Below are 22,004 nucleotides of genomic sequence, written 5' to 3'. Positions count from 1 at the left end.
CCGGCTGACCTGGGCAAACTCCTAAATGTCAGTCAATCGGAACGGAAGCGAAGGACACCGTCATGGCCACCTGGTTCATCACCGGAGCATCCCGCGGGCTGGGCGCCGAGATCGCCCGCACCGCCCTCGCCCAGGGCGACAACGTCGTCATCGCGGTCCGCAACCCGGCCCGGGTTCCGGACGACCTCGCCAAGGCCGGCAATGTGCTCACCCTCGCCCTGGACGTCACCGACAGCGCAGCCATTCCAGCCGCCGTGCAGGCCGCCGTCGATCGGTTCGGCCGGATCGACGTGCTGGTCAACAACGCCGGCCGTGGCCTGCTCGGGGCGTTGGAGGAGATCAGCGACGCCGAGGCGCGCTCCCTGTTCGACCTGAACGTCTTCGCTCTCATCGACATGACTCGCGCCGTGCTGCCCGTGATGCGCCGCCAGGGCTCCGGCAAGCTGGTGCACATCGGCTCGCGGTCCGGGTTCGAGGGCGAGCCCGGGGTGAGCATGTACTCCGCCTCGAAGTTCGCGGTGGCGGGCATCAGCGAGGCGCTGTCGCAGGAACTGGCGCCGTTCGGCATCCAGTCGATGGTGGTCGAGCCGGGCGTGCTGCGCACCGACTTCCTCGACGCCAGCTCCCTGTCCGTCGCCGCCGCCCGGATCGACGCCTACGACGGCACCCCGGCCCACGTCACCCTCGACTGGGCGGGCACCGCCAACCACACCCAGCTCGGCGACCCGGTCAAGGGCGCGGCCCTGATCTACGAGGTCACCTGCCAGGACAGCCTGCCCACGCACCTGTACCTGGGCCCGGACACCCTGGAGCGGCTGCGGGTCAAGCTGGACCAGATCGAGCAGGACGTGGCCCCGTGGCGGGAGAAGTCCGCCGCCACCGCCCACGACGACGCCGCCTGAACGGGACAGGACATGAGCAGGGACTACGACACCTGGCTCGTCACGGGCTGCTCGACCGGGTTCGGCCGCAGCCTGGCCGAGCACCTTCTCAACACCGGTCACCGCGTAGCGGTGACCGCCCGGACACCGGCCAGATCAGTGATCTGGGCGAGCGCGGCGACGCCCTCATCCTGCCCCTCGACGTCACCGACCCCGGCAGCGTGCACGCCGCCGTTGAGCGGGCCGAGGAGCGTTTCGGCGGCATCGACGTGCCGGTCAACAACGCCGGCATCGGCTACTTCGCCGCCCTCGAGGAGAGCGAGGAAGCCGCCGTGCGGCGACTGTTCTACATCAACTTCCACGGCGTCTCCCGGACGATCCGCGCCGTCCTGCCCGGCATGCGCCGGCGCGGGAAGGAGTTCATCGTCAACCTGACCTCCATCGGCGGGCTGGTCGGGTTCACCGCAGTCGGCTACTACTCGGCCACGAAGTTCGCCGTGGAAGGGCTTTCCGAGAACCTGCAGCGCGAGGTCGAACCCTTGGGCATCAGGGTCATGCTGGTTGAGCCCAGCGCCTTCCGCACCGCATGGGCCGGCTCCTCCCAGGAGTCTCCCGTCGTCATCGACGACTACGACGCGACCGCCGACGCGGCCCGGCGCGCGTACCACGCCTCGATCGGCTGCCAGGCGCGCGATCCCGACCGTGCGGCCCGCGCCGTGGTGGCCGCCATGCACTCACCCAGGCCGCCGCTGCACCTGTTGCTCGGCAACGAGGCGTACGACACGGCGATGGCCAAGCTCTCGGCCCTCCGCGCGGAGTTCGAAGCGTGGGAAGCCACCACCCGCGCGGCCGACTTTCCCGCAAGCGGCGGACATGAGTGACCTCGCCGTCCGCACAGAACTGATCGCACTCATCCTCAGGAGGACTCTGTCATGACCATGCTCACCGGAACCCCGCTCGCCAGCCGCGTCGCCGTGATCACCGGCGCGTCTAGCGGCATCGGCGCCGCCACCGCCCTGCGCCTGGCCGAACTCGGCGCCAAGGTCGCCTTCATGGCCCGGCGCAAGGAGCGGCTCGACGACCTGGTCGCCACCGTCCAGGCCGCCGGCGGCACCGCGATCGCCATACCCGTGGACGTCACCGGCCGCGATTCCGTCAACGACGCCGCGGCCGAGGTGGCCGAGCGGCTCGGCACCGCCGACCTGGTCGTCAACAACGCCGGCGTCCAGCTCATCTCGCCGATCACCGACCTGAAGCAGGACGACTGGCAGCGCCAGATCGACCTGAACGTCACCGGCGTCATGAACGTCATCGGCGCCTTCCTGCCGCACCTGACGGCCGCCGCCGAAGCGGGCCGCCCCGCCGACCTGATCACCACCTCCTCGATCGCGGCGACCCGGATCCTGGAGAAGTTCTCCGTCTACTCCGGCACCAAGGCCTACATCAGCCACCTCACCCGGCTGCTGCGCGTCGAACTCGGGCCCAACAACGTCCGGGTGGCCACGATCGAGCCCGGCATGGTGGACACCGAGCTGCCCAGCCACGTCACCGACCCCGACGCCAGCGCCCTGATGAAGGGGCTGCTCACCGAGATCGACCCGCTGCGGTCGGCGGACGTGGCCGAGACGGTGGCGTTCATCGCCGCCTCGCCCCGCCACGTCAACCTCACCGAGATCACCATCCTGCCCACCGCGCAGGCCGTCTGACCCCGCCTCCCGCCCGGCTCCCGCACGAGGAGCCGGGCCGGGCCGGACCAAGGAGCACCTCATAGATCCCGCCGGATTCATCCCCTACCCGCTGGAGCACGTGTACCGGCTCATCGAACCCGGGCCCGTCCTGCTCGTGTCCACCTTCGACGGCCGCCGGGCCAACCTGATGACCAACGGGTTCAACATGCCCGTCTCGCACGAGCCGCCGCTCATCGGCCTCATCGTCGGCCCGTGGGACCACAGTCACGCCACCCTGCGCGAGAGCGGGCAGTGCGTGCTGGCGATCCCGTCCGTCGACCTGGCCGAGCAGGTGGTCGACGTCGGCAACACCTCCGGCCGCGACACCGACAAGTGGCGCCGCTTCGGCTTCACGCCCGTGCCCGCCGCCACCGTGGACGCGCCGCTTGTGGCCGAGTGCTTCGCCAACCTCGAGTGCACGGTGGCCGACGACCGGCTCGCCGGCGACCACCACCTGTGGATCCTGCGCGCCGAGCGGGCCTGGATCGACCCGGGCCGGCGCGGCGCGGGCGAGTTCCACCACCGCGGCGACGGCACCTTCTCCGCCAACGCCACCACCGTCGACCTGCGCCACCGCATGACCAAGTGGCAGTACCTCACCCAGCCCTGAAGGAGACAACACCATGACCCCCACCCTGGACGAGCTGCGCCGCCCCGGCCGCCGCATCCTGCTCACCGGAGCCGCCGTCGTCACCATGGACCCGGAGCTGGGCGTCCTGCCCCGCGCCGACCTGCTGATCGAAGGCGACCGGATCGCCGCCGTCGGCGTGGACCTGCCCGCCGGCGACACGCTGGTCATCGACGTCACCGGCGCCGTCCTAGCCCCCGGCTTCGTCGACACCACCGCCACGCCTGGGAGGCGCAACTGCGCCGCATCATGCCGGACGTCAACGACCTCGGCGAGTACGTCACCTCCACCCTGGCCGGCATCGCCCCCGCCTACCAGCCGCGGGACATGTACGTCGGCACCCGCCTGGCCGCGCTGACCGCCATCGACAGCGGCATCACCACCATGCTCGACTTCTCCCACAACTCCCGCACCGCCGCCCACTCCGACGCCGCCATCCGCGCGCTGGCCGATACCGGCATCCGCGGCGTGCACGCCTCCATGCGCCCCCACTTCGGCGACTGGGACGGCCAATGGGCCGCAGACCTGACCCGCCTGCACGACACCCACGTCGCCGGCAATCCCCTACTCACCCTGCGCCTAGCCGCCCTGGCCACCGGCGAGGTCGCCGGCCCCGGCCTCGCCTACGGCGAGCACCTCGCCCGCGCCGCCCGTGACCTCGGCATCGGCGTCAGCATCGACGCCGTCTTCGGCCTGACCTCCTCCGAGGCCACCGGCCTGGTCTCCGAGTCCCTGGTCCGCGTCACCATCCACGCCGTCGGCCGCGCCCGCGAAGCCGAGTGCTGGGACAGGGCAGCCGCATCCGGGACGTCGCCGTGGCCGGCGACGGCACCGTCTGGTACGTCGAGGACGCCGCCCCCGGCCGCCTCATTCGCCTTGTGCCCCTCCAGTGACAACCCATTGAGGAAACCCCGATGAGCCACCGAAGCATCGAGATCGTGGTTGTCGTGGTGACGGCCGTGCTGGCCCTGACCTGGCTCGCCAGGAGATTCCGACTCAGCGAGCCCATGCTGCTGCTGGCCGGCGGGGTCCTGATCGGGCTGCTGCCCCGCTTCGGCGACATCCCGCTGCCGCCCGAGGCCGTGCTGTTCATCTTCCTGCCGGCCCTGCTGTACTACGAGTCCCTGACGACCTCGCTGCGCGAGATCCGGGCCAACCTGCGCTCCATCACCCTGCAGGCCACCGGCCTGGTCGTGCTCACCACCGCCGCGGTGGCGGTCCTGGCCCACGCGGCCGGTCTGTCCTGGCCCCTGGCGTTCGTGCTGGGCGCCGTGCTCGGCCCCACCGACGCGGTGGCCGTGGCGGCGGTGGCCGGTGGCCTGCCCCGCCGCACCGTCACCATGCTGCGCGCCGAGTCCCTGATCAACGACGCCACCGCGCTGGTGCTGCTCGCGGTCGCGCTCGAAGCGGCCGTGGAGGGCGTGCCGTTCTCCTGGAGCGGCACCGCGCTGCGCGTCACCGTCTCCTACGTGGGCGGCGTCGCGGCCGGGCTCGCCGCCGCCGGGGTCATCGTCCTCATCCGACGCCGCTGGCGCGACCCCATGCTCAACAGCGGCCTGAGCGTCCTGAGCCCCTACGCCGCCTTCCTGCCCGCCGAACTCCTGCACGCCTCCGGCGTTCTGGCGGTCGTCACCTGCGGCCTGGCCCTCAGCCAGGCCGGCCCCCGGCTCATCCCGCCGGCCGCCCGGCTGCAGGCCGTCTCCTTCTGGGAGGTCACCACGTTCCTGCTCAACGGAGCGCTGATCGTCCTGGTCGGCATGCAGCTCCCGGCCGCGGTGCGCGGCCTGTCATCCTTTGCGCTGCCGCAGGCGCTTTTGCTCGCCCTGGCGGTGAGCGCCGTCGTCATCGGTGTGCGGCTGCTGTGGTTCTACACCGTCCCCTACCTGGTACGGCTCCTCGACCGGCGGCCCAGCCAGCGCGTACGCCGCATCGCGGCCCGGCACCGGCTGCCGCTCGCCTGGGCCGGCATGCGCGGCGCCATCTCCCTGGCCGCGGCCCTGTCCGTGCCCGCCCTCACCGCGCAAGGGCTGCCCGTCCAGGACCGCGACGCCATCGTGTTCGTCACCACCATCGTCATCCTGATCAGCCTGGTCCTGCTCGGGCCGCCGCTGCCCGCCCTCATCCGCTGGGCCCACCTGCCCGCCGACCCCACCCAGGCCCGGGAGGAGCGCCTGGCCGTACGCGAGATCACCCGCGCGGCCGTGAGCGCACTACCCGAGCAGGTCGCCCGCCTCGGCACCCCCGCCGCCATCGCCGACGCGCTCACCCGCGACCTCGCGGACCCCGAACGCCACGGCCAGGCGGAGGCGGCCGAGCACGAGCGGCGGCTGCGGCTCGCCCTGCTCCAGGTGCAGCGCGCCACCCTGATCCGGCTCCGCGATCGCCGGCACATCGACGACATCGTCCTGCGCCTCCTGCAGGCCCGGCTGGACGCCGAGCAACTCCGCCTCGGCGAAGACCAGGACGGCGCTCAAGCCGCGCCGGCCAGAGTGCCCGGCGGCAGCGTCACTCGCGGGTCCGCAGCAGCGGCACCAGAGCGGGACGCAGGACCGCACCCGTCGTGAGCACGTTTGTCACCCCGGTCGCCAGCAGCACACCTGCCACCATGCTGCCCGCCAGCGGCCAGGGAACGGCCACCGTCGCGACCCAGGTGACGCCGCTCGTGAAGGCCAGCGCGGCCGCAATCACTGAACCGTTCATGGTCGTAATGGTCGCGGACCGCTCTGATGCCCGGCCGGTGCCGCGCTGACACGGCCGGTCCCGGCGCAGGCATGGGCATCGCCACGGAGCACATGCCTGCAACGCCAGCCAACATGCCTTACGTGCCTGACAAGATCATAACGCTCTGGCCTGCAAGAAGAGGCTAAGAACCCAAGATAACTCCAGTTCCGAGCATCCTGGCTACTGATGTTGCTGGTGCTTCGACGGGGGGCGCGCCATCGTTGCTGATGACACGGTTGCAGGGGCATGTTCACCTCAATCCGGCGGAACCTCGGTCGTGGATGACGAGGATCGCGGAGATTGCTGTATTGCTGCATTCCCTCGATCTCCCCGCGAAGATGTTCAGACCTTGGACGGATTCTTGGATCGCTCCTCTAGACGGGTTTCAGGTGCCGGTCGACGCACAGAAGCCGGCTGTGTGGAAGGCGGCGTTTGGTGTCATGGCGGCGCCGCCGCCAAAGGACACTGCCGTCTTTCTGCACTGCGATCTCCTGCCTGTCAACATGCTGTGGTCGCGCGGGAGGATTACTGGACTGACCGACTGGAACTCCATCCATCGGGGGGCGCGCGCGATTGACGTCGGGCACTGTCGGCGATACTTGGCGGCGCTCTACTCGCCCGAGTGGTCGGAGCAGCTTCGGTCGCTCTATGAGTCGATCGCCGGGGTGACTCTCGATCCGTGGTGGGACCTGTATGCCCTGCTGCACTATGACGATAGCGGGCCGAAGTGGATCCGTAGTCAGGTCGCTGGGCGCCGTCCCGTCGATGTGCCCGCCATGACTTCCCGGGTCGAGGTCGCCATCGAGACAGCGCTACGGCGCCTCGGATAACTGCGGGTTCCCTGCTGGTCGCCCTTCCGGTTCTGGCATGCCGCACAGACCCCTGCACGAAGGCCGGTCGCACTCGCATCAATCACCGGCTAATAACGAGACACCACACTAGGAGTGTCCGATATTTCAGCCGGCACGCCCGCCGGTAGAGCGCTGCGAGCTGCTCGTACGGCGTAGCGGGGTTGCGCCGCACCCAGGACGGGCGGGCCGCGGTGTCGCCCTGGCTGAGCGAGTCATAAGCCCGTCGAGCATGTTATTTACTTTGTAAAGGCGGTGATTTTGGACGATCAACTCCGTAAATCCAGAACACAACAAGCTAACTCTCTACAAGAGGACCATCGCCGACGGTCAGCAGGGGTTCCGGTGGCAATCGCGGAATCCAGCGAATCTACCGCTGACCTGTGGTGATTCTTCAGCGGTGGCGTCGTCGTCGTAGCCGGCGCGAAGCACTGCGCTGATTCAGCGGTCGTCGTCGGGGCGTGCGGAAGGGGCGTCCTGGCGGGGTGGGCGCAGGGCTCCTGCGGAGGCGGCCATGAAGGCAGCGAGGACGGCGGGGATGGCGAGGGCGGCGGGCAGGCCGGTGAGTTCGGCGGCGCCGCCGATGATGGCGGGGCCGAGGACCAGGCCGGTATAGCCGACCATGGCGACCTGGGCGATCGCTTCTCCGGCGCGGGCCGGGTCGTGGTTGCCGGCGGCGGAGAAGACCTGGGGGACGATGGTGGCCAGGCCGAGTCCGAACAGGCCGATCCCGGCGGTGGCCAGGGCGATGTTCTCCGACAGGAGTCCGCCGGCGAGTCCGGCGGCGGCGATCAGTCCGGACCAGCGGACGAGTCTGACCGGCCCGTAGCGGGTGGCCAGGGTGTCGCCGGCGAAGCGTCCGATGGTCATGGTGGTGGAGAAGACGGCGAACCCGGCGGCGGCGGCTCCGGGTGAGGCACCGAGGTCGAACTGCAGGTAGACGGCGGTCCAGTCGTTGGCCGCGCCTTCGCCGACGAGTCCGGCGAAGGCGACGACGCCCATGAAGACGATCCGGCTGGACCAGGGGGCGCGGCGCCGGGAGCCGGTGGTGGGGTGGGGGGCGGCGGTGCGGGGGAGCAGGTGGGGCCGGGCGAGTACGGCGAGCAGGGCCAGGGGGATGCCGGTGGCGGCGAACGCGGGCCCGGGTGGGATGCCGAGCCAGGCGGTGAGGCCGCCGAGTCCGGCGCCGAGGAGGCCGCCGATGCTGAACATGCCGTGGAAGGAGGACATGAGGGGGCGCTGGTAGGCGCGTTCGACTTCGACGCCGTGGGAGTTCATGGACACGTCGAGGGAGGCGTTGATGAGGCCGAGGACGAAGAGGGCGGCGATGAGTGCGGGGAGGGTGGGGGCGTAGCCGGGGACGATGAGGGCGAGGGCGACGCCGGCTCCGGCGGGGACCATGACGCGGGGGCTGCCGAGCCGGTCGGTGAGGCGGCCTGCGGCGCGCATGCCGGTGACGAGGCCGGCGGCGAGGGCGAGCAGGCCGTAGCTGAGCTGGCCGTCGGAGAGGTGGAGGGTTTCCTTGATGGCGGGGATGCGGGCGGCCCAGATGCCGGAGACGACGCCGAGGAGGATGAAGAAGAAGCAGACGGCGATCCGAGCGCGGCGCAGGGTGGCGTGCGGTGTCACTTGGCCCCCGGGGGGTGGTTTGGCGCGTTTGGGGTCGCCGTACTCGTGTGGATCTTACTTGGTGGTGGGGTCAGTGGACGGAGAAGCCGCCGTCGACGCAGATGGCCTGGCCGGTGAGGTAGGCGCTGGCGGGGCCGGCGAGGAAGACGGCGGCTCCGGCGTAGTCGGCGGGGAGGGCGTTGCGGCCGGTCATGGAGCGGGCGGCGAGTTGCTCGGTGCGGCCGGGGACGGCTTGGGCGGCGGCGGTGAGCGGGGTGAGTACGAAGCCGGGGAGCAGGGTGTTGGCGCAGACTCCGTGTGGTGACCAGGCTTCGGCTTGGGAGCGGGTGAGGCCGGCCAGTGCGGCTTTGGCGATGCCGTAGGCGCCGCTGTCGCCGAAGGCGCTGATGGATTGCTGGGAGCCGATGTTGATGATGCGGCCCCAGCCGCGTTGGGCCATGCGCGGGCCGAAGTGCTGGCCGAGGAGGTAGGGGGCGGTGAGGTTGACGGCGATGGTCTGTTCGTAGTCGTGGATGGTGAGGTCGTTCATGGGGCGGCGGATGTTGTTGGCGGCGTCGTTGACGAGGATGTCGATGTCGCCGTAGTGGGTGGGGGCTTCTTCGCAGAGGCGGGTGAGGGCGTCGCGGTCGCCGAGGTCGGCGCTGATGGGGGTGGCGTCGACGCCGTGGGTGTGGAGGGCGGCGGTGGCGGTGGCGAGTTCGGGGTGGCGGCGGGCGACGATGATGATGCGTGCGCCGGCGCGGCCGAGGGCTTCGGCGATGGCGTAGCCGATTCCGGAGGAGCCGCCGGTGACGAGGGCGGTCTTGCCGGTGAGGGAGAACATGCCGTCGAGGTAGCGTGACACGACGGCGAACCTATCATCCCACCTTTGGGTGGCGGCAGTCGGCGTTCTCTTCGTTTATGGCGCGGGCGGCTTCGACGAGTTTGATGGTCACGTGTTCGGCCATGCGGAGCGTTTCGAGGTCGAGGCGTTCCAGGACGCGGCGTAGGCCGTCGAGCCCGGCGTTGGAGATCTCCTCGGTGAGTTCGATGCCGCGCGGGGTGAGTTCGACGCGGCGGACGCGGCGGTCGTGGGGGTCTTCTCTGCGGGTGACGAGGCCGTGGGCGATGAGGCGGTCGACGAGGCCGGTGACGGTGCCGAGGCCGACTCCGAGGTGGTGGGCGAGGTCCTGGCCGGCGGCGGAGCCGATGGTCGCGAGGATGACCACGACCTTGAGTTGGCGCATGGTGAGGCTGGAGGCGAGCAGGGGCAGGGAGCGGTCGTGGACGAAGACCCGGCTCAGCTCGCGTTGTACCTCGCCGATCCGGCTGATCAGCTCTTCGCGTTCGTCGATCACTCTCACCTCTCGGCCTTTCCTGAGAAGGTTATCAGGAGGCTAAATGTTCGTAACACGCGAAGTGTTAGTGTGGGGCGAAAATTTACCCTGATACGCCCATTCCTTGAGGAGCCCCGCCCCCGTGACCGTCCTGGCCAGGTTGAGCCTAGCCAACCGCAGCCTCGTGATTATGATCGCGGTAGTGCTCAGCGCCTTCGGCGCCTTCGCGATCCCCTCGCTGAAGCAGCAGTTGCTGCCGTCGTTGTCGTTCCCGGGGGCGTTCGTCGTCGCTCCCTTCCCCGGTGCCTCTCCCGAGATCGTCGAGGAGCAGGTGACCAAGCCGATCGAGGACAGCTTCCAGGGGCTGGAAGGGGTCACCGAGACGACCTCTACGTCCCGTGAGGGGCTCGCGCAGATTCAGGTGGCGTTCGAGTACGGCACCGACATCGACGCGGTGATCGGCAAGATGCAGCAGTCCGTGAGCCGGATCGGCCCGCAGTTGCCCGACAACGTCGATCCGCAGGTGATCGCCGGTAACACCGACGATCTGCCGGTGCTGGTGCTGGCCGTCGGCGACGGCGGGGACGAGCGGGAGATGGCCGACCGGCTGCGGCGCGTCATGGTGCCGGAGTTGCAGGGTGTGGAGGGCGTGCGCGAGGCGGAGGTGACCGGCACCCGCGAGGAGAACGTCGTCATCACCCCCGACCAGGGCAAGCTGGCGTTGCTGGGGCTCGCGCCCACCGCGATCGCCGATGTGCTGCGTGCGAACGGCACGCCTGTCCCGGCGGGCAGCCTCACCCAGGACGGCAAGTCGCTGACGGTTCAGGTCGGCGCGCGGGTGGAGACCATCAAGGACCTGCAGAATCTGTACCTCACTCCGGCCGCCCCGCCCGCCCAGCCGCCCGCCCAGCAACAGGGACAGCAGCAGGGACAGCAGCAGCCGGGTCAGGGCCAGGCCCAGCAGCAAGGGCAGCAGCAGGCCACCCGGCCGGGTCAGCAGCAGCAGCGGCCCGCCGCGCCGAAGCCCGTGAAGCTCGGTGACGTCGCCGAGATCAAGCGCGGCCTGGCCGACCCCACCACCCTGACGCGTACCAACGGCGAGCCCAGCTTGGGCGTGTCGGTGACGATGACGCCCGACGGCAACGCCGTGACGATCTCGCATGCCGTACGGGGGAAGATCCCGGATCTGGTGCGTGCCCTGGGGGACGCGTCTGAGATCACCGTCGTCTTCGACCAGGCGCCGTACGTCGAGCGGTCCATCGAGGATCTGACCACCGAGGGGCTTCTCGGGTTGCTCTTCGCGGTCCTGGTCATCCTGATCTTCCTGTTGTCCGTCCGTTCGACCATCGTCACCGCCGTGTCGATCCCGCTGTCGGTGGTGATCGCGCTGATCGCCTTGTGGGTCGGTGACTACTCGCTGAACATGCTGACCCTCGGGGCGCTGACCATCGCGGTGGGCCGGGTGGTGGACGACTCGATCGTGGTGCTGGAGAACATCAAACGCCACCTGGCGTACGGCGAGCCGAAACGTAAGGCGATCTTGTCGGCCGTCCGGGAGGTGAGCGGCGCGGTGACGGCGTCCACGTTGACGACGGTGGCGGTGTTCCTGCCGATCGCGGTGGTGGGCGGCATGGTCGGTGAGTTGTTCGCGCCGTTCGCGATCACCGTGACGGTGGCGCTGCTCGCGTCGTTGCTGGTGTCGCTGACGGTGATCCCGGTGCTGGCGTACTGGTTCCTCAAGGCGCCGTTGCTGTCGCCCGAGGAGGCCAGGGCCGTACGTGAGGCGGCTGAGGCCAAGGAGTTGCGGAGCCCGCTGCAGCGGATGTATCTGCCGGTGCTGCGGTTCGCGACCCGTCGCCGGCTCGCCACGGTCCTGATCGGCATCCTGGTGTTCGCCGGGACCTTGGGGCTGGCCGGTGGGCTGGAGACCAACTTCCTGTCCGCCGCGGGGCAGAACACCATCAGCTTGAACCAGAAGATGCCGGTGGGGACCGACCTGGCCACGACCGACGACGCCGCCAAGAAGGTCGAGTCGGTGCTCGCCGATCTGAAGGGTGTGGAGTCCTACCAGGTGAACGTCGGGTCGGGCGGCGGCTTCTTCGGCGGTGCCACCGGTGGCGGCGGCGGAGGGGACGGCGCGTCGTACTCCGTCACCGCCGGCGAGGAGGTCGATGTCGCCGAGTTGGAGGGTCGTCTCCGTAATGAGCTGGCCGCTTTGTCGGGCATCGGTGAGGTCACGGTCGGCGGGCAGGGCGGCGGGTTCGCCTCCGACCAGGTTCAGGTGATCGTGCAGGGTCCCGACAACAAGACGCTGGTCTCGGCGAGTGAGACGGTGCGTGCGGCTATGGCGCAGGTGCCGGGGCTCAGCGAGGTGTCCTCCAATCTGGAGGCGAGCGCGCCGCGTATCCAGGTGACCGTGGATCGTGAGGAGGCGGCGGCGCGGGGTCTGACGGAGGCGGCGATCGGTCAGGTCGTCGCTCAGGCGTTCCGCGGGGCTCCGCTCGGTCAGGTCACTCTGGACGGCCGCGCCGGTGATCTGGTGTTGCGTGGTTCGGATGCGCCGGAGGACGTCAAGGAGGTCAGGCGGCTGAAGCTGCCGACGGCGGGCGGGCTGATCGAGTTGTCCGACGTGGCGCAGGTCAAGGAGGTCGACGGTCCGACTCAGGTGACGCGGATCGACGGCGAGCGCAGTGCGACCGTGTCGGGGAAGGCGACGGCGAGCGATCTGGGGGCGGTCACCACGGCGCTGACCACGAAGCTTGACGGGCTGACGCTTCCGGCGGGTGCGACGTACGCGATCGGCGGGGTGAGCGCGGATCAGGAGGAGGCGTTCGCCGATCTCGGTGTGGCCATGCTGGCGGCCATCGCCATCGTGTTCATGATCATGGTGGCGGCGTTCCGGAGTTTCATGCAGCCGCTGATTCTGATGGTGTCGGTGCCGCTGGCCGCGACCGGCGCGATCGGGCTGCTGCTGGCGACGGGTACGCCGCTGGGCATTCCGGCGATGATCGGCATGCTGATGCTGATCGGCATCGTGGTGACCAACGCGATCGTGTTGATCGATCTGATCAACCAGTATCGGGCGCAGGGGATGGACGTCGTCGAGGCGGTGCTGGAGGGGGGCCGGCGGCGGTTGCGTCCCATTCTGATGACGGCGGTCGCGACGATCTGCGCGCTGGTGCCGATGGCGCTCGGTCTCACCGGCTCCGGCGGGTTCATCGCCCAGCCGCTGGCCATCGTGGTGATCGGCGGGCTGATCTCGTCCACGTTGCTGACGCTGGTGCTGGTCCCCACCTTGTACACGATGGTGGAGCGTACGAAGGAGCGGCTGCGCCGTAAGCCGAAGGGCCGCCATGAGCCGGAGCTGACGGTCTATCAGGAGCAGGCGCTCACGCCCAGCAAGTAGGTCGTACCGGGCGCCTGGCGAATCGTCGCCGGGCGCCCGATACACTGCGGGAACGTGAGTGACAAGCCGCGTATCCCCAACGTCCTGGCCGCCCGCTACGCCTCTCCGGAGCTGGCGCGCCTGTGGTCCCCGCAGTACAAGGTCATCGCCGAGCGGCGTCTGTGGCTGGCGGTGTTGCGCGCCCAGGCCGATCTGAAGGCCGGTGGGGTCGAGATTCCGCCTGGTGTGGTGGCCGACTACGAGAAGGTCGTCGAGCAGGTCGATCTGGCGTCGATCGCGGAGCGGGAGCGGGTGTCCCGCCACGATGTGAAGGCCCGTATCGAGGAGTTCAACGCGCTGGCCGGGCACGAGCATGTGCACAAGGGGATGACTTCGCGTGATCTGACGGAGAACGTCGAGCAGTTGCAGGTCCGTGACAGCCTGCTGCTGGTGCGGGACCGGTGTGTGGCGCTGCTCGCGGCCTTGGCGTCGCTCGCGGCCGAGCATTCGCCCACGGTTCTCGCCGGCCGTTCGCACAATGTCGCCGCGCAGGCCACCACGCTGGGTAAGAGGTTCGCGTCGGCGGCGGAGGAGCTTCTGGTCGCGTTCGGCCGGTTGGAGGATCTGATCGGCCGGTATCCGCTGCGGGGCATCAAGGGCCCGGTGGGGACGGCGCAGGACATGCTCGACCTGCTCGGTGGTGAGGGGGCGAAGCTGGGTGAGCTGGAGGACCGGGTCGCCGGCCATCTCGGGTTCACCCGGCGGCTGACGAGTGTCGGGCAGGTGTATCCGCGTTCTCTCGACTACGAGGTGGTCACCGCTCTGGTTCAGCTCGCCGCCGCGCCGTCCAGTCTCGCCAAGACGATCCGGTTGATGGCCGGGCACGAACTCGTGACGGAGGGGTTCAAGGAGGGGCAGGTGGGTTCCTCGGCGATGCCGCACAAGATGAACACCCGTTCCTGTGAGCGGGTGAACGGGCTGACCGTCGTGCTTCGTGGGTACGCGTCGATGACCGGTGAGCTGGCCGGTGATCAGTGGAACGAGGGTGACGTGTCGTGCTCGGTGGTGCGCAGGGTCGCGCTGCCGGACGCGTTCTTCGCCTTCGACGGGCTGGTGGAGACGATGCTGACGGTGCTGGCGGAGTTCGGTGCGTTCCCGGCGGTGATCGCCGCTGAGCTGGATCGTTATCTGCCGTTCCTCGCGACCACCAAGATGTTGATGGGCGCCGTCCGGGCCGGTGTGGGGCGTGAGACGGCGCATGAGCTGATCAAGGAGCATGCGGTGGCGTCGGCGCTGGCGATGCGTGCCACCGGTTCGGGTAACGAGCTGGTGCGGCGGCTGGCCGATGATGAGCGGTTCCCGCTGGGGCGTGCCGAGCTGGACGCGCTGCTGGCGGATCGGGTGTCGTTCACCGGGGCCGCGGCCGCCCAGGTGGGGCAGGTGGTGGAGGCTGTCGGGCGGGTCACGTCGCGTCATCCCGGCGCTGCCGCGTACCGGCCGGGGGCCATCTTGTGATCGGGTGAAATCGCAGGTCGTAGCGGCGTGGCGGAAAACCTGGTGCGGGGCGGGGCGGCGCGGGGCACAGTTGACGGATGATGTCCGGTTTCGTCCCTGGCCTGCAGTTGTCGCGTGACTTCTACCTTCAGGTCGTGAGCCCTGCGCTGTCCGGTGTGCCGCACAGCGCGGCGCTCATCGGCCCCGGTTCGGAGGTCCTCGCCTGCGACACCGAACGTTCCACCGATCACGACTGGGGGCCACGTGTCGTGTTGTTCGTCGGTGACGGTGTGGCGCGGCGGGCGGAGCGGGCCGTCGCCGAGCGGTTGCCGCCTACGTTCAACGGTTATCCGACGGTGTTCGGGTCCGATGTCCATCCGGTACGGCACGGCGTGCGTGTCGAGCGGGTCTCGGACTGGTTCACCGACCGTCTCGGGTTCGATCCGGCGGGTGGTGTTTCGACGCTCGACTGGCTCGCGGCTCCGTGGCAGCGTCTCGCCGAGGTCACCGGCGGGGAGGTGTTCCATGACGGGTTGGGGCTTCTTGAATCGGCGAGGCGTGAGCTTCGCTGGTATCCGACAGATGTGTGGCGGTATGTGCTGGCCTGTCAGTGGCGGCGTGTCGCGCAGGAGGAGGCGTTTCCGGGCCGGTGCGGGGAGGTCGGTGACGATCTCGGGTCGGCGTTGCTGTCGGCTCGGCTGGCCCGGGAGCTGGTCCGGCTCGTGTTGCTGATGCGCCGCCGCTACCCGCCGTACGCGAAATGGGCCGGTACGGCGTTCGCGCGCCTGACCGGGGCCGCCGAGCTGGGGGAGAGCTTGTCGCTTGCGGTGTCCGCGTCGGGGTGGCGGGTTCGTGAGCAGCACCTGTCGCGGGTGTACGAACGTGTCGCGGCGCTGCACAACCGGCTGGGTCTCACCGAGCCGCTGGAGACGGGGGTGCGGCCGTTCCACGAGCGGCCGTTCATGGTGATCGACGCGCAGCGGTTCAGTGACGCGCTGACCGGCGGCATCTCCGATCCGGTGTTGCGGGGGTTGCCGCCGATCGGCTGTGCCGACCAGTTCAGTGACAACACCGATCTGCTCACCGATCCGGCGCGTTGCCGGGCCGCGGTGGGTGCCGTGCTCGGCCTGTCCTGAATCCTGCCGGGGGCCGCAGGGTCAGGCGGTGGCGGGTTCGGGGGTGCGCGCGGCGTGGAAGCGGCTGATCATCCGTCGTTCGAACCACACCGTGGTGAACGGCGGCACCGCGCACGCCAGCCCCAGGATCACCGTCCCCGTGCTCCATCCCACCTGGCGGGCGGCGGCGAGCACCGCCACCGCGTAGGCGACGAACAGGGCCCCGTGCACCGGTCCGAAGATCTTCACGCCGAGGTCGTCGCCGACGAGCACGTACTTGAAGAACATGCCCACGAGCAGGCCCGCCCACGAGCACGCCTCGGCGATGGCCAGGGCACGGAACAGACGCAGCATCGAGGGCAGCACGGTGGGACAACCTTCCGAGAGGGCGGGCCGGGACGGCGGCGGGGGGACAGGCACCACCTTAGGGGGTGCCACGGCCGGTCCCGCCGCCGCCGTGTCACTCGCCGGCCCGGGCCGCGTTCGCGTGGATCGCGTCGCGGATGTAGGGGGTCAGGCCCTCCGCGTGCGGCTCGTAGTTCCCCGAGAACCGCGGGTCGGCGACGTACATGTCGCCGAGGCCGCGGTGGATCTCGTAGGTGCAGTCGTAACACCAGCGGGTGATGTGCGCGCGGTGCTCCTCCGCCAGGTCCATCGCCCGCTGCCCGTCGGCGGGCTCCCCGGCGGTGAAGGCGGCGGTGAAGCCTTCGACGGTCTGGGCCGCCTCTTGTTTGAACCGCTCCCAGTCGTCCTTGGTCATCTTCGCCATCCGCCGCTGCGACTGGGCGTACGCCTCGGTTCCGCCCCAGCGTTCGGCCGCCTCCTGCTCGTGGTCTTCCGGCCGGAAGCCGCCGAACACCTCCAGCCGTTCCTGCGCCGTCAGTTCGATCCCCGTCATGTGTGCCTCCATCGCGGTCTCCACCGCCGCCACCATCGCCAGCAGCCGGTCGGCGCGGCCGGACAGCAACGCGTGTTGCCGCCGTAGGTGCGACATCCGGTCCGCGCCGGGATCGGCGAGGATGGCGGCGATCTCATCGAGGGCGAAGCCGAGTTCCCGGTAGAACAGCACGTGCTGCAGCCGTTCCACGTCGGCCGCGCTGTAGCGGCGGTAGCCGGCGCGGGTCCGATCACCGGGGGTGAGCAGGCCGATCTCGTCGTAGTGGTGCAGTGTCCGCACCGTGACGCCCGCCATCCGCGACACCTGCCCGACCGAGAATCCCATCCTTCCCTCCTTGCGCGTCCCAGCATCGGCCCTGACGTTACGTGAGGCTCAACCGGTTTCCCGCCCCGGCTCGTACGGCTGGGCGTTCGTCCCCGGATCGGCGGGGTGCACGGCGGACTCCCGCGGCCGCCGACCGGCGATTGATAGGCTCTGCCGCATGGTGCGCACCCCGCTGACCCAGCCTGAACGCGACAGAGGCGAACGCCTGGGCACGCTGCTCCGTCAGGCCCGAGGGCAGCGCAGCATGACCGAGGTCGCCGCCGCCGCCGGGCTCTCCCCGGAGACTCTCCGCAAGATCGAGACCGGCCGCATTCCCACGCCCGCCTTCTTCACCGTCGCCGCGCTCGCCACCGCGCTCGGCATCTCCCTCGACGACCTCGCCGCCCTCGTCACCGAACAGCACGCCGCCTGACGGCGAGGCGCCGGACAGCACCCCGAAAACCGGTTGCGGCCAGCCGTAACCTGGATTCATGAACCACCACGCACTGTATTGCGCCGCCTTCGGGGTGGCCCAGGTCAAGCGGCCTCGCGCCCCCCGGGCCCTGGCCCGCTAGGACGCGCACCCGCTCGTAGCACGGCGCGTCCCCACGCGTGCGCCCAGGGCCTCCGAGACCCGATCCATCTCTCGGACCCGAAGGGGCAGACCGCTGTGGCGCGTTCATTCGCACACGGAAACTACTCGCACACCCAGAAGCAGGCCAGGAACGGCGGCGGCGGACGTACCGCCCGTGACGAGGCCAGGCGTACCCTCTCCCAGAACTTCCTGACCGATCCCCACGAGATCGGCCGTGTCGTCACCGCCGCAGCACCGGCGCCCGGGGACCTCGTCCTGGAGCCCGGCGCGGGGGAGGGCACCCTGACCACGGCCCTGGCCGGCCACTGCAGAAAGGTGATCGCCTACGAGATCGACCCCCTCCTGGCGGGGAAACTCTCCTCCCGGACCCGCGGCGACGACCGCATCAAGGTCATCAGAGGAGACTTCACCGCCGCCAAGGCGCCCGGCGAGCCGTTCACCGTCGTGGGGAACATCCCCTACTCGGCGACCTCGGCCATCGTCGGCTGGTGCCTGAAAGCCAGGAACCTCACCTCGGCCACCCTCGTCACCCAGCTGGAGTACGCCCGCAAACGCACCGGCGACTTCGGCCGGTGGAGCAGGCTCACCGTCGCGGGCTGGCCGCGCCACACCTGGCACCTGCACGGCCGTATCGACCGCACCATGTTCCGTCCCGTCCCCCAGGTCGACTCCGCGATCCTGCGCATCCGGCGCAGAACCGCCGACCTCCTCCCACCCGAGGCCATGGGCGGCTACCAGGATTTCGTCGAACTCGGCTTCGGCGGGCTCGGCGGCACACTGCACGCCTCCCTGAGCCTCCGGCACCCGGCCGCCGAGGTCGACATCGCCTTCGTCAAGGCCGATCTCGATCCCGGCACCGTCGTCGCCTACGTCCACCCCGACCAGTGGATCACCCTGTTCGGCCACCTCCACTGATCACCCGCGCGAAGGGGCGCCCGCCCCTTCGCGCGGCATCAGGCGCTACCCGTCGGCGGGACGGCCCGCGGGGCGGGGGAGCAGCGGGTGGGCGCGCATCGCCACCTCCAGCTCACCGGGCAGCTCGTCGCGGTACCGGCCCAGGGTCGCCAGGTCGCTGTGTCCCAGCACCCGCCGCACCGCGTCCATGTCGACGGCGTCGGCCAGCAGGTGCGTCGCCGTCGTGTGCCGCAGCCCGTGCGGCGTCACCGCGCGGCGCTGCCCCGGATCCATCCGCCGCTGGACCCGCTCGATCACCGCCTGCACGTCGCCCCGGGCCAGCCGCCTGCCCCGCCACGACAGCAGCAGCGCCTTCTCCTGCCCGCCGCCCGGCGGATGCCGGCCCTGCGCGAGGTACACCTCCAGGACCCGCGCCACGTCACCCGGCAACGGCACGTCACGCGTCTTGCCGCCCTTGCCGAAGATCCGCCAGTAGCGCACCCCGTCGTTGGTGTAGAAGTCCTCCACGTTCGCCCGGACCAGCTCGGAGACGCGCGGCCCCATCGTCGACAGCAGCAGGACGATCAGCCCGTCACGCAGCCCCGTCCGCTGATCGCGCCGCCCCGCCCCGCCCGTCTCGCCGTCGTCGTCGTTCACGGTCCGCGCCGCGCCGATCAGGCCCTGCGCCTGCTCCCGGGTCAGCGCCCGCCGCTCCTGCCGCAGCCCGCCGCGCTCCCTGGCCGTCACCGTCGCGGCGGCCATCGGGTTGATCTGCACCCACCCGGTCAGCGTCGCGTACTTGAACAGCGCCGACACCGAACGCCTGAACCGTGCCTGGGACGACGCGCTCTGCGACCCCGGGGACGGCTCCGCGCGCCGCCCGTCGGGTTTGCGGGCGAACGCCAGCAGCACCGCGTCGACGTCCGCCCCGTCGAGGTCGTCCAGGACCCGCTCCTCGCCCGTCAGCCGGACGAACGTCGCCACATCCCGCGCGTACACCTCTGCCGTGGCCGGGGACAACGCGCCCGTCACGGTCTTCGCGCGCACCAGCTCCACGTAACGGTCGGCCGCCTCCACCACGGTGAGGCGATTCAGCTCCGCAGGCCGCATGATCTCAGGGGAGTCCTTTCTCGATCATCACGAACCTACCTTCCGCCACCGACATTCCGCCGGCGATGCGGAGCGCTGACGCCTGGGGAGACGGGCTTCGGCTTTCGCCGCGTCCGCTGTTCTACCCGTCCTCGCCGGTGAGGGTCCGCTGCACGCGCGCCGTCAGATCGGCCTGGTCGACGCCTGCCAGGGTGAGGGTGCGCGGGACGGTGCCGATCTGCGCCTGCAGGATGCCGAGCAGCAGGTGCGCCGGCCGCAGGTCCTTCTTTCTGGAGACGGAGGCGAAGCCTCGTTCGAGCGCGAGTTTGGCCGAGGCCCCGAGTTGCGACGGAGGTGTCGCGGCGCTGCTCGGTTTCGGGAGGTCGAAGGTGGTGAGGGGCACGCCGGCCGCGTTCAGGCTGTGCTCGAACTCCCGGTCCAGCGCGTCGCGGATCGCCTGATGGTCGAGCCCGGCCGAGGTCAGGGCCTGGTGGGTGGCGGTCTCCCGCCCGGCGGCGATCGCCAGCAGGAGATGGTGCGCCTCGATCGTCGCCGATCCGTCGGTGTGGGCCTCGTGTGCCCCCTGGCCGATGATCGTGTTGATGTACTCGTCGATCGCGGTCACGGTCAGCGCCTCCTCAGGGTGACACCGGCGGCGATGAGCCGCTTGGCGTGCTTCTTGTGGACCGCCTGGCGCGTCACCCCGAGCGCCTCGGCGACCTGCGGCCAGCTCCAGCCCGCCCGCATGGCCTGCTCGACGGCGGCGTCCTCGATCCGGTCGGCCAGGCGCCGCAACGCCGCCACAGCCGCCAGCGCGTCGGCGGGTTCCTGGGGAACGGGATTCTCGGCACCGGACATGCAAGCAACCTTAGTTGACTAATTCGGGCCAGGTCAACTCGGGAGGGCCGCGGCGACGCGGTCGAGGACGCGCTCCCGCCGTACCGGAACTGGTCGTCGCGGCTGGCGCGCCTGCATCACGAGATCGGGTACTCCCCGCTCGCCGGTTAGCTGCTGGACGCGCGGGAGGCTCCGCGCCGTCCACTCCGGCTCGGTGAGCCCGCCGCGGCGGACCTCCCCGGCCCAGCGACCATGGCGTCAGGACGGTCGAAGATCCGCCACGCGTGGCGTTGAGGCCCCCTTCTTCGTCCCGGCTCGACTACCGGATCCTGCAATCTGCACGTCAGGCCGGTGCGCGGGGCACTGCCCGCGGAAACGCGTGCGCAGAAGGATGGGGGCATGAGTTCCGAGATCACACCTTTTCGCATCGATGTCCCGCAGGCGCAGCTTGACGACCTGCGCGACCGGCTCGTCACAACCCGCTGGCCGGACGAACTGCCCGGGGCCGACTGGTCCTACGGCGTCCCGGTCGGGTACGCGCAGCAGCTGGCCGAGTACTGGCGCACCGGGTTCGACTGGCGCGCCGCCGAGGCACGGTTGAACGCGTTCCCGCAGTTCACGACCCGTATCGACGGGCAGAACATCCACTTCCTGCACGTCCGCTCGCCCGAGCCGGACGCACTCCCGCTGATCATCACGCATGGCTGGCCCGGCTCGGTCGCGGAGTTCATGAAGGTCATCGGGCCGCTCACCGACCCGGTCGCGCACGGCGGCGAGTCGGCCGACGCCTTCGACGTCGTCGTCCCGTCGATCCCGGGATTCGGTTTCTCCGGGCCGACCACCGAGCCCGGCTGGGACCTGAACCGGGTCGCCGGGGCGTGGGCCGAGCTGATGCGTCGCCTCGGCTACCACCGCTACGGCGCGCAGGGCGGTGACAGCGGCGCGGTCATCTCACCGATGCTCGGCCGCGCCGACACCGCGCACGTCGTGGGCGTCCACGTCAACGGCGGCCTCGGCTTCCCCACCGGCGACCCGGCCGAGTTCGAGGGGCTCACCGAGGCCGAGCTCGCCCGACTCGGCCAGTACCAGGACCAGGACCGCGCAGGGTACGCGGTGATCCAGGCGACCCGGCCGCAGACCCTGGCGTTCGGCCTGCACGACTCGCCCGCCGGGCAGCTGGCGTGGATCGCCGAGAAGTTCAAGGAGTGGACCGACCCGGCGCGGGAACTGCCCGAAGACGCGGTGGACCTCGACCAGCTGCTCACCGACATCAGCATCTACTGGTTCACCGGGACCGCCGCATCCTCGGCCCGCCTGTACAAGGAGACGCAGAGGGCATGGGGCGCCGCCGCCGAGTACTCGGCGGTGCCGCACGGCGTCGCCGTCTTCCCCGGCGACCCGGGCGTCCGGCGGATCGCCGAACGCGAGCACAAGGTCGTGCACTGGTCGGAATTCGACCGGGGCGGCCACTTCGCCGCCATGGAGGCGCCCGAACTGTTCGTCGAGGACATCCGGGCCTTCTTCCGCGCGGTGCGGTGAGGCCCGGAACTCCCGCGCTTCGCCGCACCGGCCCGGCCGAGACGTCCGACCACGAAGTCGCGGTCGGCCACATCGACCTGGAGGTGCCGAGCGGATCGTTCTTCG

General features: G+C 70.3%; 23 protein-coding genes. 14 read left to right on the top strand and 9 right to left on the bottom strand.

What is annotated here, in order from left to right:
- Positions 1–62 precede the first annotated feature (62 nt).
- The 7 genes from MBA17_RS09940 to MBA17_RS09910 all read left to right on the top strand — a co-directional run bounded on the left by MBA17_RS09940 (position 63) and on the right by MBA17_RS09910 (position 5,800).
- Positions 63–902, top strand: coding sequence for an SDR family NAD(P)-dependent oxidoreductase (locus tag MBA17_RS09940; protein ID WP_238496026.1), 840 nt, complete (start codon positions 63–65; stop codon positions 900–902).
- Positions 857–1,762: an SDR family NAD(P)-dependent oxidoreductase gene (locus tag MBA17_RS09935; protein ID WP_238496025.1), complete on the top strand. Its 906-nt coding sequence runs from the start codon at positions 857–859 to the stop codon at positions 1,760–1,762. Before MBA17_RS09940 ends, MBA17_RS09935 begins: the two co-directional genes overlap by 46 nt.
- Positions 1,763–1,813: 51 nt before the next feature.
- Entirely contained in the window at positions 1,814–2,587 is a 774-nt protein-coding gene (locus MBA17_RS09930; protein ID WP_238496024.1) for an SDR family oxidoreductase, read from the top strand.
- Positions 2,588–2,687: 100 nt separating this feature from the next.
- Complete coding sequence (locus MBA17_RS09925; RefSeq protein ID WP_238496023.1) at positions 2,688–3,218, top strand: flavin reductase family protein; 531 nt, start codon at positions 2,688–2,690, stop codon at positions 3,216–3,218.
- A 13-nt stretch (positions 3,219–3,231) separates the two neighbouring features.
- Positions 3,232–3,594, top strand: coding sequence for an amidohydrolase family protein (locus tag MBA17_RS09920; protein ID WP_238496021.1), 363 nt, complete (start codon positions 3,232–3,234; stop codon positions 3,592–3,594).
- Complete coding sequence (locus tag MBA17_RS09915; protein WP_238496020.1) at positions 3,486–4,154, top strand: amidohydrolase family protein; 669 nt, start codon at positions 3,486–3,488, stop codon at positions 4,152–4,154. The genes MBA17_RS09920 and MBA17_RS09915 overlap by 109 nt, the downstream gene beginning before the upstream one ends.
- Positions 4,151–5,800, top strand: a complete 1,650-nt coding sequence (locus MBA17_RS09910) for a Na+/H+ antiporter (protein ID WP_238496019.1) — start codon at positions 4,151–4,153, stop codon at positions 5,798–5,800. Before MBA17_RS09915 ends, MBA17_RS09910 begins: the two co-directional genes overlap by 4 nt.
- Here the strand turns inward: MBA17_RS09910 and MBA17_RS09905 are convergent.
- Positions 5,742–5,936 carry a hypothetical protein gene (locus MBA17_RS09905; protein WP_238496018.1) on the bottom strand — a complete coding sequence of 65 codons (195 nt, stop codon included), beginning with the start codon at positions 5,934–5,936 and terminating at the stop codon, positions 5,742–5,744. The two genes, MBA17_RS09910 and MBA17_RS09905, sit on opposite strands and share 59 nt — an antisense overlap.
- Before the next feature lie 176 nt (positions 5,937–6,112).
- On the opposite strand from MBA17_RS09905, the gene MBA17_RS09900 reads away from it, so the two are divergent.
- A complete protein-coding gene (locus tag MBA17_RS09900; RefSeq protein ID WP_455432739.1) occupies positions 6,113–6,787 on the top strand; it encodes an aminoglycoside phosphotransferase family protein in 675 nt (224 codons plus the stop codon).
- 459 nt (positions 6,788–7,246) lie between these two features.
- Here MBA17_RS09900 and MBA17_RS09895 read toward each other — a convergent pair whose 3' ends face one another.
- From MBA17_RS09895 to MBA17_RS09885, 3 genes are all read right to left on the bottom strand, one after another.
- A complete protein-coding gene (locus MBA17_RS09895) occupies positions 7,247–8,434 on the bottom strand; it encodes an MFS transporter (RefSeq protein ID WP_238496017.1) in 1,188 nt (395 codons plus the stop codon).
- Positions 8,435–8,504: 70 nt separating this feature from the next.
- On the bottom strand, positions 8,505–9,278 hold the full coding sequence (locus tag MBA17_RS09890; RefSeq protein WP_238496016.1) for an SDR family NAD(P)-dependent oxidoreductase: 774 nt from the start codon (positions 9,276–9,278) through the stop codon (positions 8,505–8,507).
- 13 nt (positions 9,279–9,291) lie between these two features.
- Complete coding sequence (locus MBA17_RS09885; protein WP_238496015.1) at positions 9,292–9,777, bottom strand: MarR family winged helix-turn-helix transcriptional regulator; 486 nt, start codon at positions 9,775–9,777, stop codon at positions 9,292–9,294.
- A gap of 115 nt (positions 9,778–9,892) precedes the next feature.
- Between MBA17_RS09885 and MBA17_RS09880 the strand changes: the two genes are divergently transcribed.
- The 3 genes from MBA17_RS09880 to MBA17_RS09870 all read left to right on the top strand — a co-directional run bounded on the left by MBA17_RS09880 (position 9,893) and on the right by MBA17_RS09870 (position 15,765).
- Positions 9,893–13,156 carry an efflux RND transporter permease subunit gene (locus tag MBA17_RS09880; protein ID WP_455432728.1) on the top strand — a complete coding sequence of 1,088 codons (3,264 nt, stop codon included), beginning with the start codon at positions 9,893–9,895 and terminating at the stop codon, positions 13,154–13,156.
- 54 nt (positions 13,157–13,210) lie between these two features.
- The gene (purB, locus tag MBA17_RS09875; RefSeq protein ID WP_238496013.1) at positions 13,211–14,650 is read left to right on the top strand and encodes an adenylosuccinate lyase; all 1,440 of its coding nucleotides are present in this window, start codon (positions 13,211–13,213) and stop codon (positions 14,648–14,650) included.
- 77 nt (positions 14,651–14,727) lie between these two features.
- Complete coding sequence (locus tag MBA17_RS09870; protein ID WP_238496011.1) at positions 14,728–15,765, top strand: DUF4037 domain-containing protein; 1,038 nt, start codon at positions 14,728–14,730, stop codon at positions 15,763–15,765.
- A 21-nt stretch (positions 15,766–15,786) separates the two neighbouring features.
- Here the strand turns inward: MBA17_RS09870 and MBA17_RS09865 are convergent, their stop codons facing one another.
- Positions 15,787–16,098: a DUF3817 domain-containing protein gene (locus tag MBA17_RS09865; protein ID WP_238496010.1), complete on the bottom strand. Its 312-nt coding sequence runs from the start codon at positions 16,096–16,098 to the stop codon at positions 15,787–15,789.
- A 106-nt stretch (positions 16,099–16,204) separates the two neighbouring features.
- Positions 16,205–16,966 carry a MerR family transcriptional regulator gene (locus MBA17_RS09860; RefSeq protein WP_238496009.1) on the bottom strand — a complete coding sequence of 254 codons (762 nt, stop codon included), beginning with the start codon at positions 16,964–16,966 and terminating at the stop codon, positions 16,205–16,207.
- 157 nt (positions 16,967–17,123) lie between these two features.
- Between MBA17_RS09860 and MBA17_RS09855 the strand changes: the two genes are divergently transcribed.
- Positions 17,124–17,378, top strand: coding sequence for a helix-turn-helix domain-containing protein (locus MBA17_RS09855; protein WP_238496008.1), 255 nt, complete (start codon positions 17,124–17,126; stop codon positions 17,376–17,378).
- Positions 17,379–17,729: 351 nt separating this feature from the next.
- Entirely contained in the window at positions 17,730–18,455 is a 726-nt protein-coding gene (gene erm / locus MBA17_RS09850; RefSeq protein WP_455432738.1) for an ErmE/ErmH/ErmO/ErmR family 23S rRNA (adenine(2058)-N(6))-methyltransferase, read from the top strand.
- A gap of 45 nt (positions 18,456–18,500) precedes the next feature.
- Here erm and MBA17_RS09845 read toward each other — a convergent pair whose 3' ends face one another.
- The 3 genes from MBA17_RS09845 to MBA17_RS09835 form a co-directional block, all read right to left on the bottom strand.
- Entirely contained in the window at positions 18,501–19,544 is a 1,044-nt protein-coding gene (locus MBA17_RS09845) for a tyrosine-type recombinase/integrase (protein ID WP_238496006.1), read from the bottom strand.
- Positions 19,545–19,665: 121 nt separating this feature from the next.
- The gene (locus MBA17_RS09840; protein ID WP_238496005.1) at positions 19,666–20,148 is read right to left on the bottom strand and encodes a Clp protease N-terminal domain-containing protein; all 483 of its coding nucleotides are present in this window, start codon (positions 20,146–20,148) and stop codon (positions 19,666–19,668) included.
- A gap of 2 nt (positions 20,149–20,150) precedes the next feature.
- On the bottom strand, positions 20,151–20,381 hold the full coding sequence (locus MBA17_RS09835) for a hypothetical protein (protein WP_238496004.1): 231 nt from the start codon (positions 20,379–20,381) through the stop codon (positions 20,151–20,153).
- A gap of 378 nt (positions 20,382–20,759) precedes the next feature.
- On the opposite strand from MBA17_RS09835, the gene MBA17_RS09830 reads away from it, so the two are divergent.
- Positions 20,760–21,899, top strand: a complete 1,140-nt coding sequence (locus tag MBA17_RS09830; protein WP_238496003.1) for an epoxide hydrolase family protein — start codon at positions 20,760–20,762, stop codon at positions 21,897–21,899.
- Positions 21,900–22,004 lie beyond the last annotated feature (105 nt).

Source organism: Dolomitihabitans soli, from assembly GCF_022213955.1.
In the GTDB taxonomy this organism is placed as follows: domain Bacteria; phylum Actinomycetota; class Actinomycetes; order Streptosporangiales; family Streptosporangiaceae; genus Streptosporangium_A; species Streptosporangium_A soli.
Note: the sequence above shows the minus strand (reverse complement) of the source record. Positions and strands in the feature narration are given on the sequence as shown.